Genomic DNA, 12891 nt, shown 5'->3' on the forward strand with positions numbered 1-12891 from the left:
CTGCATGCCACGGTCGCTCTCGCTACCTGTCCTCCTGACACTCCTGGTGCCGGTCGCGGGCTGCTCGGGCGGTGACACGACAGCCGATATCGAGCAGATGGTCCGGTACGACCTCTGGGACCGTCTGGCCCCACGAGGCACGGAGGTCTCGAGCATCGACGCGTCGTGCGAGCCCCTTCCGTCCTGGGTCGGCGTCGGCGACACCATGCGCTGCGACGCTCGCGTCCACCGGCGGGGCGGGAACGAGTCCGACGTCCCGGTCCGCGTCGAGTTCCGGGTCGACGGCGTGTTCTCGGTGCCGTTGGTCGACGTCGGCTGAGCGCCTCGTCGCGCTGCTCAGTCGAGTGCGCCGACCAGGGTCTCCTGCACGTAGCCGAGCCAGTCGTAGACGTCGACCATCGTGCTCACGGCGGGGTCGTCGCTCTCGGACAGCGCGAGCTGGTCGTCCTCGGAGTCGATGCCGAGGCGGACGGCGATCGAGAGCCGGATGTCGGTCAGGCTGCGCAGCCACGCCTGCACGTCGGCGGGGTCGAGCTCGACCTCCACGACGGTGTCCATCTCCCCCTCGTCGTCGAGGCCGCCGGCCTCGAGCGACGCGATGAGACGCTCGGCGTTCTCGACCTTGACGCTCGTGAGCGAGCGCTCGGTGAAGCGGCGGAACTCGGCCGACTCCTCCTCGTCGTCGCCGTAGGCGTCGGGCAGGAGCCGGCGCAGCACCGGGTCCTCCGGCGGCAGCGACGGGCCACCCATGCCGAGCTGGAGGGCGAGCGGGTCGGGGTCGGACTCGCTGGCACCGTTGCGGTCGCGCAGCAGCTCGACCACCTGTCCGGCCAGGTTGGCCAGCACGTGCGCCTCGTCGGGCTCGAACACGGCCACGACCCCGCCGCGTCGGCGGCGCTTGAAGGGACGCATCAGACGGAGTCCGACTTCTGCAGGGTCGCCCACAGGCCGTACTCGTGCATGGCCTGCACGTGCCGTTCCATCTGCTCGCGACTCCCACTCGACACGACCGCCCGCCCCTCGTGGTGCACCGCCAGCATCAGCTCGGTCGCCTTCTCCTCGGTGTAGCCGAAGTACGTGCGGAACACGTACGACACGTACGACATCAGGTTGACCGGGTCGTTCCAGACGATCGTGACCCACGGGTCCTGGAGCGCGAGGCCGAGCTCGGACGCGGGCTCGTCGAGCTCGATCGGGGCCGGGGTGGTCACGCGTCCCATTGTGTCCCAGGGTCGACGCGGACCGAAACGCGCCCGCGTGGGGGTGCCGCGTCCGAGCGCGGCCCTACGCTGGCGAGGTGACCACGGCACTCCTCACCGACCACTACGAGCTCACGATGCTGCAGGCGGCGCTCGCCGACGGCACCGCGCACCGGCACTCCGTGTTCGAGCTGTTCGCGCGCCGGCTGCCGACCGGTCGGCGCTACGGCGTCGTGGCGGGCACCGGGCGCCTGCTCGACGCCCTCGAGGACTTCCGCTTCGACCCCGACACCGTCGCCTGGCTGCGCGAGCGGGGCGTCGTCGACGACACGACGTGCGACTGGCTCGCCGACTACCGGTTCACCGGCGACGTGTGGGGCTACCCCGAGGGCGAGCTCTACTTCCCCGCGTCGCCGGTGCTCGTCGTCGAGGGGACCTTCGCCGAGGCGGTCGTCCTGGAGACGCTGTTCCTGTCGGTGCTCAACCACGACTCCGCCATCGCGTCGGCCGCTGCCCGCATGGTCGGCGCGGCCGACGGACGGCCCTGCATCGAGATGGGCTCGCGCCGCACCCACGAGCGCGCCGCCGTCGCCGCCGCACGCGCCGCCTACGTGGCCGGGTTCGCCACGACGTCCAACCTCGAGGCCGGGCGCACGCACGGGATCCCGACGGCGGGCACCAGCGCCCACTCGTTCACGCTGCTGCACGACACCGAGCGCGACGCGTTCACGGCGCAGGTGGCATCGCTCGGGACCGGCACCACGCTGCTCGTCGACACCTACGACATCGAGGAGGCGGTCCGCACGGGGATCGACGTCGCCGGACCAGGGCTCGGCGCCGTCCGGATCGACTCCGGCGACCTGCCGTCCCTGGCGCGGCGGGTGCGCGAGCAGCTCGACGGCCTCGGCGCCACGGCGACGCGCATCGTCGTCACCAGCGACCTCGACGAGCACGCCATCGCCGGGCTCGCCGCCGCACCGGTCGACGGCTACGGCGTGGGCACGTCGCTCGTCACCGGGTCCGGCGCCCCCACGTCGGGGTTCGTCTACAAGCTGGTCGCGCGCGCCGACGACGGCGACGCCCTCGTCCCGGTGGCCAAGAAGAGTGCCGACAAGGCCAGCGTCGGCGGCCGCAAGTGGGCCCTGCGACGGCGCTCGGCGACGGGCACGGCGCAGGCCGAGGTGGTCGGCATCGGCGCACCGCCGCACGACGACGGCGACGACCGCTCGCTGCTCGTGCCGTTCGTCGAGGGCGGCACGCGGGTGCACCACGACACGCTCGACGACGCGCGCGCACGCCATGCCGCGGCGATCGCCGAGCTGCCCGCCGCCGCGCACAAGCTCTCCGCCGGTGAGCCCGTGCTCGAGACGATCTTCGAGCGCTGAACCGACCCCACCCCCACCCGTCGGGAGGATCCATGACCACGACCCACGACCCGTCCACCGCGCTCGTCGTCGTCGACGTGCAGAACGACTTCTGCGAGGGCGGCTCGCTCGCCGTCGCCGGAGGCGCCGACCTCGCCCACCGGGTGGCGACGCTGCTCGCGTCCGGCGCCTACACGACCGTCGTCGCCACGCGCGACCACCACGTCGACCCCGGACCGCACTTCTCCAGCACCCCCGACTACGTCGACTCCTGGCCGCCGCACTGCGTCGTCGGCACGCCGGGGGCGGAGCTGCACGAGCCGCTGCGTGACGACCAGTTCGACGCGGTCTTCCTCAAGGGCGAGTACGAGGCGGCCTACTCCGGCTTCGAGGGCCTGACCTCCGACGGGGTGTCGATGGCGGCGTGGCTGCACGAGCGCGGCGTCACGACGCTCGACGTCGTCGGCATCGCCACCGACCACTGCGTGCGGGCCACCGCGCTCGACGGCGCCCGCGAGGGCTTCGCGGTGCGGGTGATCGAGGGGATGACCGCCGCGGTCGACCCGTCGGGGCTGCCTGCGCTGCGCGAGGAGCTGCGCGCGGCGCAGGTCGAGGTCAGGGAGCGCTGACCGCGGACGCCGTGGGCGTCTGCGTGGGCTGGTCCGGGGCCGGCGGGAGCACGAACAGCAGCGCCCCGAGGGCGATCACCGGGATCGAGGCGAGCAGGTCGCGACGGGTGAGCGTGTGCTTCATGGCGCCAGCGTGACCCCGGCAGCGCAACGGCACCGGTCGCCGACGTGAACGTCAGGTGACCGGTGCCGGACGAGCGGCTTAGAGCAGCTCCTTGGCCAGCAGCTCGAGCGTCTCCTCGCGTGCAGGAGAGCGTCGGGGGTCCGCCCCGCGACGGGCCGACCCCACCGGGTGCAGCATGACCTCGTCGACCTCGAAGTGCTCCGCGAGCTCACGCACCTGCCGAGCAGCGGTCTCCGGGTCGCCCAGCACCGGCCGCGTCGTGCCGGCGTCGACCATGGCCTGCTGCTGCGGTGCGAGCACCGCCTCCTGCGCGTCCTCGACGAGGTCGATCGCGGTGAGCGGCTGGCCGGTGCGCAGACGCGCCATGTTCTGCAGGTTCGGCAGCGCCATGGCCAGCGCCTCCTCGGTCGTCGGGGCCACCGAGGCGTTCACCGTGAGGAACGTCGTCGGGCGGTCCAGCAGGTCCGACGGGCGGAAGTGCGAGCGGTAGTGGGCCAGCGCCTCCTCGGTGCCCTGACCCGAGAAGTGGTGCGCGAACACGTACGGGAGCCCCTTGGCCGCGGCCAGCTGCGCGGAGTACATCGACGAGCCCAGCAGCCACAGCCGGGCTGACGACGTCGCGGCCGGCGTCGCCTTCAGCACGTACTGCTGCTGCGGGATCGGCACCCGCACACCGCGACCGTCCATGAGGGCCACGACGTCGTCGAGGTACTGGGGGAAGTTCTCGACGTCGGTGTCGTCGCGGCCGGCAGCACCGCGCAGCGCCCACGACGTGACGGGGTCGGAGCCGGGCGCGCGCCCGATGCCGAGGTCGATCCGGCCCGGGAACGCGGCCTCCAGAAGGGCGAACTGCTCGGCGACGGCGAGCGGCGCGTGGTTCGGGAGCATGACGCCGCCCGAGCCCAGACGGATCCGCTCCGTCGCGCCGGCCAGCACGCCGATCATCACGGGCGGGCTCGACGCCGCGACGGCCGGCATGTTGTGGTGCTCCGCGACCCAGTAGCGCTCGAAGCCCAGCCGGTCGGCGGTCTGGGCGAGCGAGACGGCGGCCGCGACGGCGTCCGCGGTCGACTGGTCGGTGCGGACGGGGACGAGGTCGAGGACGGACAGGCGCATACGGGGGTCAACACCGGCGGGCGACGAACCCTTCCCCGCAGCCGGTGGTGAGGGGGTTGCCGGTCCTGGTGGCGCCGGCCCGTCCGGGCCTCCCCCGGGACGGGGCCCGGACGGACCCCGACGAAGGGTGACGTCACCCCTTCAACCGTCCGGCCGGGTCGAAGGTCACGGCCCCGGTGCGGCGAACCCTAGGCGGTCGAGGCGGTGACGTCGTCGGACCGGCTGCCGGAGGGGAAGGTCCCGAGGCGCTCGACCATGAACCCGCCCGGGTAGCTGCGGATGCGGTGCGAGCGCCGAGGGTCGTACGGACGCCGGCGCGGCGGGAGGAGGCGGACCACCCGGCTGCGGGCACGGATGGCGCGGCGCGCCGCCCGCTGCACCCAGCGCGGGGGCGCCGGGTAGTCGAACGCCCGACGCAGGTGGTCGTCCAGCAGCGCGATCGCGAACGTGCGCATCGCCGGGCGCAGCGGCCGCGGGTAGAACGTCGTGAAGAGGTCGAGCGTGGCGTCGGCGACCGCCCGCGACCCCGGGTCGAACGCGAAGTGCGCCGCCTCGTAGCGGTCCATGTGCCGCTCGAACCCGGCGTAGTCGTCGGGGATCCCGCGGATGCCCATGAGCCGTCCGAGCCGTCGGTAGTATTCGACCGCCGCCCGCAGCTCGGTCTCGGTCAGCCGACGCCATCCCAGCTCGTCGATCCACCGCACCGGCGCCACCACGAAGGTGCACAGGACGTAGAGCATGTCGTCGTTGGAGATGTCGTAGCTGCCATGCATCTGGTTCATGCGCCGGATCGCGGCGCGGCCGTCGGGGTTCTCCATGCCGTCGTCGAGCACGGTCTCGAGCACGATGACGGTGTCGTCGTGCCGCTTCTGGGTGCTGCCCGTGAACTCGTCGGTCCGGTGCAGGAGGCTGCCGATCGACGGCACCGCGTAGGTGCGGAAGAGGGCGAAGCTGAGGGCCTGCTGCAGGTCCCACGGGAACTCGTGGTGCCCCGTGATGCGCGAGATCTCCTCGTAGTCGACGGCCGGGTCGAGGGTCTCGACGTGCCGCACCCAGTGGTCGCGCGGAAGGAGTCCGGGAACGCGCATCACGCGGTCACCTCCTGCGCCGCCTGGGCCCGCAGCTCGCGCTTGAGGATCTTGCCCGCGCCCGACATCGGCAGGGCGTCGACGAGGGTGAACGAGCGGGGCACCTTGTAGCCCGCGATCAGACCGCGGGCGTGGGTCTGCAGCTCGTCGGGGTCCGGGGCCGTGCCCGGCGCTGCAACGACGTAGGCGTGCACCTTCTCGCCGTACCGCTCGTCGGGCAGGCCGATGACCGCCACCTGCGCCACCGACGGGTGCTTGCTGAGCGCGCTCTCGACCTCGGCCGAGTACACGTTCTCCCCGCCCGTGACGATCATGTCCTTGATCCGGTCGACGACGTAGACGAACCCGTCCTCGTCGACGTAGCCGCCGTCGCCCGTGTGCATCCAGCCGCCACGCAGGGCCGCCCGCGTCTCCTCCGGCTTGTTCCAGTAGCCCTGCATGACGTGTCCCCCGCGCACGCAGATCTCCCCCACCGTGCCGGTCGGGACCGGCCGGTCGTCGGCGTCGAGGATCCGTACCTCCGAGTGCAGCGCGGCGCGACCACCCGACGAGAGTCGACGGCCCTCGTGCTCGTCGGGCAGCAGCAGGGTGGCGACCGGTGACAGCTCGGTCATGCCGTAGGCCTGCGTGAGACGTACGCCGGGCAGGGTGGCGAGCGTGCGCTCGAGGACGCCGGTGGAGATGACCGAGCCGCCGTACAGCAGACGCTGCAGCGACGAGAGGTCGTGGTCGCCGACGGCGGGGTGGTCGACGAGGATCTGGATCATCGTCGGCACGAGGAGCATGTCGGTGACGCCGTGCCGCTCGATCGCGTCGAGCACGGCGGTCGGCTCGAAGAACGGCACCGTCACGTGGGTGCCGCCCTGCAGCACCTGCGACGTCCACGCGGCGAGGTCGGCCAGGTGGAACATCGGTGCCGCGTGCAGCAGGACCGAGCCGCGCCGCACGAGCTCGCCGGAGGCCATCGCGCCCATGGCCGACGTGACGAGGTTGGCATGGGAGAGCATGACGCCCTTCGGGAAGCCGGTCGTGCCGCCCGTGTAGAAGATGCCGGCGAGGTCGTCGCCCGAGCGACGCGCGTCGTCGACGGGCTCGTGCGCGGCGAGCAGCTCCTCGTACGACAGCAGGCCCCCGGGGAGCACGCCGTCGCCGCAGTGGACGACCGCCACGAGCGACTCGACCTGATCGGTGAGCGTCGGCACGAGCGGCGCGAACGCGTCGTCGACGAGCAGCACGGTGGTGCCGGAGTCGCGCAGGGAGTAGACGATCTCGGCGGGGCTCCAGCGGATGTTGACGGGGTTCACGACCGCGCCGGCCCACGGGATCGCCAGCAGGTACTCGGCGTAGCGGTCGCTGTTGAGCGACAGGATCGCCACGCGGTCGCCCTCGCGGACCCCGAGATCGTGCAGCGCGGCGGCGAGCCGGGCGACGCGGTCGGCGTGCTCGCGGAAGGTGCGGCGGCGGTCGCCGCAGACGGTGGCGACGGCGTCGGGGCTGGTCTGGACGGCGCGGTGGAGGCCTTGGGTGAGCTGCACATCGACTCCTCGGGACGCGATAGGGCGTGCGCCAGGTCACTCTTGTTGGCGCACCGCCAACAATGGCACTCCGCCGCGGCGTCGTCAACGGGCAGGCGGCGATGGGGCTGCGCGGCGGCGCGGGGTCGTGGCAGGCTTCGGCGGGTGACGACGAGCCCCGACGGTCCCCGCTTCCAGCGCCTCGACGCGGACCGCCGCCGCGCCGAGATCCTCGCGGCCGCCACCGCGGCGTTCGCGGCCCGCCCCTACCCCGCCGTCTCCCTCGCCGACGTCGCGCAGGACGCCGGCGTCGCGCGCGGACTCATCAACCACTACTTCGGCACGAAGCGCGACCTGTACCTCGAGGTCGTCCGCGAGGCGTCGACCGTGCCGTCGGTGGCCGTCGAGGAGCTGCCGGACGGGACGGTCGAGGAGCGCATCGACGCCGCCGTCGCCTGGTACCTCGACGCGCTGCAGGAGTCGGGCACGACGTGGATCGCGGCCGCCGACCCGTTCGTCATGGGCCGCGACCCCGAGCTCGAGGCGATCCTGACCGAGGCCGAGAACACCACCGTCGACCGCGTGCTCGACGCCGTCCACCTCGGCGACGACCCCGCGCACCGCGACCTGCTCCGCGCCCTCGTGCGCACCTACGGCCACCTCGCCCGGTCCGCCGCCCGCGAGTGGCTCCTGCACGACGTCCTCACCCGCCCACAGGTCCACACCCTCCTGCGCCGCACCCTGCTCGCGATCGTCGACGACGTCGTGCCGGAGATGTTGCGAGGCTGATGGCTTCCGCTCTACTCGCCCTGCGGGTGCGTCGGAGTGGGTTCTCGCTCGGCCTGCGGCTGCGTCGGTGCGGCTTCTCGTCGACCTGGGGCTCCGTCGGTGCGGCTTCTCGTCGACCTGCGGCCGCGTCGGCGTGACTTTTCGCTCGAGTGGGGCTGCGCCGGCGCGGCTTGTCGTGAACCTGCGCTCCGCAAGGGCCTCGACCGGGCGGCTGGGCGGGCGGCGGCTCGGGTTCTCGGGGCTGTCGCTCTCGTTCAACGCAAGATTCCGCGTTCGCGCTGGCCATCGGTGGATCTGCAACCTTCTGAGCGGTCTACAGGTGGTAGATCCACCGCTGAGAGCGCCAGACATGGCAGCAGGTGCACCCACGATTCTTCCTTCACGCGTTCGAGGTCGAACGCTTCTGCGTCGGTGACGGGATCCCGTAGCAAACGCAGAAGTCTTGGGCTTGAACCCACCAACGCAGATTCTTAAGTCCCACGCGGGCCACAGCCCGAGTGCCCAACCCAACGCTGCTGCCAGCCGCCCGGTCGAGGCCCTTTCGGAGACCACCCCCAGCGAAAGCCGAGGCAGCGCACCAGCAAGCCCAGCCCCCCTGCGGCAGCGCACCACCCGAGTCAAGACCCACGACGGGAGCGCACCAGCAAGGTCACGCCAACCGCAGCCCCATAGGTCAGAGCACGTCGCGCAGGAACCTCGCCGTCGCGTCGACGGCCTGGGTGGCGGCGGGGCTGACGCCAGGAAGACTGACGAAGCCGTGGAGCGCGTCGGGGAACTCCTGGAGGACGACGTGGACGCCCTGCTCGCCGAGGGTCTCGGCGTAGCGGCGGCCGTTGTCGGAGAGGGGGTCGTGGCCGGCGACGAGGACGAGGGTCGACGGCAGTCCGGCGTGCGACGCGGCGCGGATGGGCGAGGCGCGCCAGTCGAGGGTGCCGTGCTGGTCGCGCAGGTAGAGGCGGACGAAAGCGCGCATGTTCGCCGACGACAGCACGGGCGCGTCGGCGAACTCGTCCTCGCTCGGCCAGCGGTCGTACATCTCGACACCCGGGTAGATGAGGACCTCGGCCTTCAGCCTGGGCGCCCCGGCGTCGCGCGCGAGCAGCGCGGTCGTCGCGGCCAGCCCGCCGCCGGCGCTGTCGCCCATGACGGCCACCCGGTCGGGGTCGACGTCGAGCTCCTCCGCGTGCTCGACGACCCACTGCAGCGCCGCCCACGCGTCGTCGACGGCCGCCGGGAACGGGTCCTCAGGCGCGAGTCGGTAGTCGAAGGAGAGGACCACGGCGCCGGTCCGGGCAGCCACCCGGCTCGCGAACCAGGCCGACTGCTCGGGATTGCCCTGCACCCAGCCGCCGCCGTGCAGGTTCAGCACGACCGGCGGTGCCGAGCCGGGGCTCGCGGCGCCCGTGGGTCGGTGCTGCAGGAAGCGCCGGGCGCGACCGTCGACCTGCACGTGGTGCTCGGTGGTGCGCACCGACGGGTCGGCCGTGCCGAACAGCCAGCGTCCGATCGCGGTGCGCTGCAGCCCGAGGCGCTCGCGACGCGCCTTGTCGAGGTCGTCGACCTCCTCGATGGGCGTGGAGCCGAGACGGACGAGCACGCCGAACACACGGGTCCTGAGAGGAAGCGACATGCGCCCCACGCTAGTGCCGCTCAGCCCGACGCGCGCAGGGCCCACCGGCGCAGCAGGTCGATCCGACGCTGCAGCTGCTCGACGGTGGCCTGCGCCGCAGCCGGCCCTCCGGTCTCGGTGCGCAGCTGCGCGTGGGTGACGCCGTGCGGCTGGCCCGTGCGGTGGTGCCAGGCGCCGACGAGCCCGTTGAGCTCGCGCCGTAGCTCGCTGCGCCGCTCGTGCGCGACGTCCTCCGCGGTGCGGGTGACGGCGCGGGGGGCGGCCGCCGACGCCTTCGACCGCTTGGCGCGCAGCAGCTCGGCCACCTGGTCGGCCTCGAGCAGGCCGGGGATGCCGAGGAAGTCGAGGTCGTCGTCGTCGAGGGAGTCCGAGATCTGCGCGGCGTACTCGCCGCCGTCGAAGAGGACCCGGTCGAAGTCGGCCTCGCTGCCGAGCGCCTGGTAGGTGCCCTGCTCCAGCTCGGCCGACGCCGACTCCCCCGCCTGCGCCCGAGCGAGCATCTCGGCCTCCGCGGCGAACAGGTCGTCCTCGTCCTTCACCGGCCGGCCGACGACGTGGTCGCGCTCGACCTCAAGGTCGGCGGCGAGGGCCAGCAGACCGGCGACGCTGGGCAGGAACACCGACGCGGTCTCGCCGCGACGTCGGGCGCGCACGAAGCGGCCCACGGCCTGCGCGAAGAACAGCGGCGTGGCGATCGTGGTGGCGTAGACGCCGACGGCGAGCCGCGGCACGTCGACCCCCTCGCTCACCATCCGCACGGCGACCATCCACGGCGACATCGACGCGGAGAACTCGGCGATGCGTCCGCTCGCGCCGGCCTCGTCGGACAGCACGACGGTGGGCCGCTCCCCCGTCAGGTCGGTGAGCAGGCGCGCGTAGGCACGGGCGGAGTCCTGGTCGGAGGCGATGACGAGACCACCCGCGTCGGGGATGTCGCGCCGGACCTCCAGGAGCCGTCGGTGCGCGGCCCGCAGCACGGTGGGCATCCACGACCCCTCCGGGTCGAGGGCGGTGCGCAGGGCCTGGGCGGTGGCGTCCTTCGTGAGCGGCTCGCCGAGCCGCGCGGCCACCTCGTCGCCGGCGCGGGTGCGCCAGTGCATCTGGCCGGAGTAGGCCATGAACAGCACGGGCCGCACGACGCCGTCGCGCAGCGCCCGCCCGTAGTTGTAGGAGTAGTCGGCGACGCTCTGCTTGGTTCCGTCGCGCTGCGGCTCGTAGGTGACGAACGGGATGGGGCTGTCGTCGGAGCGGAACGGGGTGCCGGTGAGCGAGAGCCGACGCACCGCGCCCTCGCACGCCTCCTGCACGGCGTCGCCCCACGACAGCGAGTCGCCGGCGTGGTGCACCTCGTCGAGGATCACCAGCGTCTTGCGGGCGTCGATGCGCACGCGGTGGCCGTTCGGGTTCACCGACAGGCCGGCGTAGGTGACGCAGTAGCCGTCGAAGCCCGGGGGCAGCGCGCCCGAGAGCGCCGGCTCGAGCCGGATCCCGAGGCCCGACGCGGCGAGCGCCCACTGCGTCTTGAGGTGGTCGGTCGGGGTGACGACGACGACGCGCTCGACCACACCGCGGTGCATCAGGTCGGCCGCGATCGTCAGGGCGAACGTGGTCTTGCCGGCGCCGGGCGTCGCGACGGTGAGGAAGTCGCGCGGCTCCCTGCGCGAGTACAGCTCGAACGCGTCGCGTTGCCAGGCCCGGAGGCGCTGGCTAGGCATCCGAGCCGGAGCCGCCCTCGTCGCCGGGCTGCATGCCCTCCCAGATCTCCTTGCACTCCGGGCAGACCGGGAAGCGCTGCGGGTCGCGGCTGGGCGTCCAGACCTTGCCGCAGAGCGCGACGCACGGGGTGCCCATGACCATCGCCTCGGTCAGCGTGTCCTTCGGGACGTAGTGGCTGAAGCGCTCGTGGTCACCGTCCTCGAGGCGCTCGTCCCCGCGCAGGTCGGTGCGCTCGTCCTGGACCGTCTGGGTGCCGCTGCCGAAGAATCCCACGTGGCTCATCGTAACGTCTGCAGGCGACCGGTCGAGCGCCCCCGGACCCGGCTGGTGGACGTGCGGCTCAGTTGAGGCCGGGATCCTCGGGATAGGTGGAGAGCAGGCGCACGTCGTCGTCCTGGCGCAGCAGCACGTCGCGCCACAGCCGCTCGGGCACGGGCGACAGCAGGTCGTCGTCGCGTGCCTCGACGACGAGCCACGACCCCTCCTCGAGCTCACCCTCGAGCTGCTCGGGCCCCCACCCGGCGTACCCCGCGAACACGCGCAGGCCGCGCAGCGCGCCGTCCTGCGGCGGCGGCCCGTCGAGGTCGACGAGGCCGAAGGGGCCGGTCATCGACCGCCAGCCCGGCACGGGGACGGCCGACGAGCCGAGCACACCCACCGCCAGGGCGGCGTCGGTGGCGACCGGTCCGCCCTGGAACAGGCAGTCGGGCGCGTCGACCACGGCCGCCCACGCCGGCAGGACGTCCTCGACGTCAGCCTCGAGCGGATGGTTGAGGACCACGCCCAGGGCGCCGTCCTCGTCGTGGTCGAGCAGCAGGACGACGCTGCGCGCGAACGGGCCGGCAGCGATCTCCGGGGTGGCGACGAGGAGTCGACCGGCGAGCGTCTCCATGCCCCCTATGATGCCCGCATGTCAGTGACGGAGGGGCCAGCCGGGCCGGACGACGCCGACGGGGACGTCGAGTTCACCGTCGACGAGCTCGCCGCGCGGGCGAACATGACCGTCCGGAACGTGCGGGCGTACGCGGCGCGAGGACTGATCGAGCCGCCTCGTCTCGAGGGCCGCACCGGCTACTACCACCGCGGACACCTCCAGCGGCTGCAGCTCGTGCGCGACCTGCTCGACCGTGGGTACACGCTGGCGGCCGTCGAGAAGGCGGTGCTGTCGAGCCCGGCGTCGGCCACCGCCCCGGCGCTGGACCTGCTGCACCTGCTCGACGAGCCCTGGAACGACGTCGAGCCCGAGCTGATGAGCCGCGACGCGCTGGCCGCGCTCGCGAACGTCGGCCGCGACGACGGCCTGATCGAGGCCCTGGTCGAGTTCGGGCTGGCGGCCTGGGTCGAGGACGACCACGAGTCGGTGCTGCTGGTGCAGCCGGCGATCGTGCGCAACGGCGCCGCCGCCGTCGCCCTCGGCCTGCCCCCGAAGGACATCATCGAGCTGTTCCCGCTGCTGCAGCGCAACCTGCGCGAGATCGCGGACTCCTTCGTCGAGAACGCCGTGAAGGCGATCGCCCAGCCGTTCCTGAACCGCGGACTGCCGCCCGAGGAGGCGCCGGAGGTCCTCGGGGCCGTCGAGAAGCTCCTGCCCGTGGCGAGCCAGGTCACGTACGCGATGTTCCGCAAGGAGCTGGCCGCGGCCATCGACGCCGAGATCGGCCAGCAGCTCGCCGAGGTGGGCCTGCGCGGTCGCGCCACTCCTGCGGCCACCGACGGCTGACG

The 12891-nt window shown here is 72.9% G+C and carries 15 protein-coding genes; 5 read left to right on the plus strand and 10 right to left on the minus strand.

Annotation, left to right across the window (positions count from 1 at the left end):
• Positions 1–4: 4 nt before the first annotated feature.
• Entirely contained in the window at positions 5–319 is a 315-nt protein-coding gene (locus A6Q81_RS04155; protein ID WP_286689621.1) for a hypothetical protein, read from the plus strand.
• 17 nt (positions 320–336) lie between these two features.
• Here the strand turns inward: A6Q81_RS04155 and A6Q81_RS04160 are convergent, their stop codons facing one another.
• On the minus strand, positions 337–912 hold the full coding sequence (locus A6Q81_RS04160) for a DUF2017 domain-containing protein (RefSeq protein WP_286689622.1): 576 nt from the start codon (positions 910–912) through the stop codon (positions 337–339).
• Positions 912–1220: an ATP-dependent Clp protease adapter ClpS gene (clpS, locus tag A6Q81_RS04165; protein WP_253025611.1), complete on the minus strand. Its 309-nt coding sequence runs from the start codon at positions 1218–1220 to the stop codon at positions 912–914. The genes A6Q81_RS04160 and clpS overlap by 1 nt, the downstream gene beginning before the upstream one ends.
• A 77-nt stretch (positions 1221–1297) precedes the next feature.
• Between clpS and A6Q81_RS04170 the strand changes: the two genes are divergently transcribed.
• Complete coding sequence (locus tag A6Q81_RS04170) at positions 1298–2584, plus strand: nicotinate phosphoribosyltransferase (protein WP_286689623.1); 1287 nt, start codon at positions 1298–1300, stop codon at positions 2582–2584.
• Positions 2585–2616: 32 nt separating this feature from the next.
• Positions 2617–3192 carry an isochorismatase family protein gene (locus A6Q81_RS04175; protein WP_067855684.1) on the plus strand — a complete coding sequence of 192 codons (576 nt, stop codon included), beginning with the start codon at positions 2617–2619 and terminating at the stop codon, positions 3190–3192.
• Here the strand turns inward: A6Q81_RS04175 and A6Q81_RS04180 are convergent.
• The 4 genes from A6Q81_RS04180 to A6Q81_RS04195 all read right to left on the minus strand — a co-directional run bounded on the left by A6Q81_RS04180 (position 3179) and on the right by A6Q81_RS04195 (position 7055).
• Positions 3179–3316, minus strand: a complete 138-nt coding sequence (locus A6Q81_RS04180; protein WP_158509182.1) for a hypothetical protein — start codon at positions 3314–3316, stop codon at positions 3179–3181. The genes A6Q81_RS04175 and A6Q81_RS04180 overlap by 14 nt on opposite strands.
• A 78-nt stretch (positions 3317–3394) precedes the next feature.
• Positions 3395–4432, minus strand: coding sequence for an LLM class flavin-dependent oxidoreductase (locus tag A6Q81_RS04185; RefSeq protein ID WP_067855682.1), 1038 nt, complete (start codon positions 4430–4432; stop codon positions 3395–3397).
• Positions 4433–4620: 188 nt separating this feature from the next.
• Positions 4621–5520 carry an oxygenase MpaB family protein gene (locus A6Q81_RS04190; protein WP_286689624.1) on the minus strand — a complete coding sequence of 300 codons (900 nt, stop codon included), beginning with the start codon at positions 5518–5520 and terminating at the stop codon, positions 4621–4623.
• Positions 5520–7055 carry an acyl-CoA synthetase gene (locus A6Q81_RS04195; protein ID WP_286689625.1) on the minus strand — a complete coding sequence of 512 codons (1536 nt, stop codon included), beginning with the start codon at positions 7053–7055 and terminating at the stop codon, positions 5520–5522. Before A6Q81_RS04195 ends, A6Q81_RS04190 begins: the two co-directional genes overlap by 1 nt.
• Before the next feature lie 144 nt (positions 7056–7199).
• Between A6Q81_RS04195 and A6Q81_RS04200 the strand changes: the two genes are divergently transcribed.
• Positions 7200–7823: a TetR/AcrR family transcriptional regulator gene (locus A6Q81_RS04200; protein WP_286689626.1), complete on the plus strand. Its 624-nt coding sequence runs from the start codon at positions 7200–7202 to the stop codon at positions 7821–7823.
• Positions 7824–8496: 673 nt separating this feature from the next.
• Here the strand turns inward: A6Q81_RS04200 and A6Q81_RS04205 are convergent.
• The 4 genes from A6Q81_RS04205 to A6Q81_RS04220 are packed head-to-tail and all read right to left on the minus strand — an operon-like array spanning position 8497 to position 12061.
• Positions 8497–9453 (minus strand): alpha/beta hydrolase, encoded by a 957-nt coding sequence (locus A6Q81_RS04205; RefSeq protein ID WP_286689627.1) that lies wholly within the window; start codon positions 9451–9453, stop codon positions 8497–8499.
• Between the two features lie 20 nt (positions 9454–9473).
• Positions 9474–11168, minus strand: coding sequence for a DEAD/DEAH box helicase (locus A6Q81_RS04210; protein WP_067855672.1), 1695 nt, complete (start codon positions 11166–11168; stop codon positions 9474–9476).
• A complete protein-coding gene (locus A6Q81_RS04215) occupies positions 11161–11451 on the minus strand; it encodes a DUF3039 domain-containing protein (protein ID WP_067855668.1) in 291 nt (96 codons plus the stop codon). Before A6Q81_RS04215 ends, A6Q81_RS04210 begins: the two co-directional genes overlap by 8 nt.
• A gap of 58 nt (positions 11452–11509) precedes the next feature.
• Positions 11510–12061, minus strand: a complete 552-nt coding sequence (locus A6Q81_RS04220; protein WP_067855665.1) for a YqgE/AlgH family protein — start codon at positions 12059–12061, stop codon at positions 11510–11512.
• 18 nt (positions 12062–12079) lie between these two features.
• On the opposite strand from A6Q81_RS04220, the gene A6Q81_RS04225 reads away from it, so the two are divergent.
• Complete coding sequence (locus A6Q81_RS04225) at positions 12080–12889, plus strand: MerR family transcriptional regulator (protein ID WP_083516282.1); 810 nt, start codon at positions 12080–12082, stop codon at positions 12887–12889.
• Positions 12890–12891: the final 2 nt, after the last annotated feature.

This window comes from Aeromicrobium sp. REDSEA-S38_B2, from assembly GCF_001628525.1.
Taxonomy (GTDB): domain Bacteria; phylum Actinomycetota; class Actinomycetes; order Propionibacteriales; family Nocardioidaceae; genus Aeromicrobium; species Aeromicrobium erythreum.

Bases quoted from the DNA above. Each gene is read 5' to 3' on its own strand.
- A6Q81_RS04155 (WP_286689621.1), top strand. From the start codon at position 5: ATGCCACGGTCGCTCTCGCTACCTGTCCTCCTGACACTCCTGGTGCCG.
- A6Q81_RS04160 (WP_286689622.1), bottom strand. From the start codon at position 912: ATGCGTCCCTTCAAGCGCCGCCGACGCGGCGGGGTCGTGGCCGTGTTC.
- clpS (WP_253025611.1), bottom strand. From the start codon at position 1,220: ATGGGACGCGTGACCACCCCGGCCCCGATCGAGCTCGACGAGCCCGCG.
- A6Q81_RS04175 (WP_067855684.1), top strand. From the start codon at position 2,617: ATGACCACGACCCACGACCCGTCCACCGCGCTCGTCGTCGTCGACGTG.
- A6Q81_RS04180 (WP_158509182.1), bottom strand. From the start codon at position 3,316: ATGAAGCACACGCTCACCCGTCGCGACCTGCTCGCCTCGATCCCGGTG.
- A6Q81_RS04185 (WP_067855682.1), bottom strand. From the start codon at position 4,432: ATGCGCCTGTCCGTCCTCGACCTCGTCCCCGTCCGCACCGACCAGTCG.
- A6Q81_RS04190 (WP_286689624.1), bottom strand. From the start codon at position 5,520: ATGCGCGTTCCCGGACTCCTTCCGCGCGACCACTGGGTGCGGCACGTC.
- A6Q81_RS04205 (WP_286689627.1), bottom strand. From the start codon at position 9,453: ATGTCGCTTCCTCTCAGGACCCGTGTGTTCGGCGTGCTCGTCCGTCTC.
- A6Q81_RS04210 (WP_067855672.1), bottom strand. From the start codon at position 11,168: ATGCCTAGCCAGCGCCTCCGGGCCTGGCAACGCGACGCGTTCGAGCTG.
- A6Q81_RS04215 (WP_067855668.1), bottom strand. From the start codon at position 11,451: ATGAGCCACGTGGGATTCTTCGGCAGCGGCACCCAGACGGTCCAGGAC.
- A6Q81_RS04220 (WP_067855665.1), bottom strand. From the start codon at position 12,061: ATGGAGACGCTCGCCGGTCGACTCCTCGTCGCCACCCCGGAGATCGCT.
- A6Q81_RS04225 (WP_083516282.1), top strand. From the start codon at position 12,080: ATGTCAGTGACGGAGGGGCCAGCCGGGCCGGACGACGCCGACGGGGAC.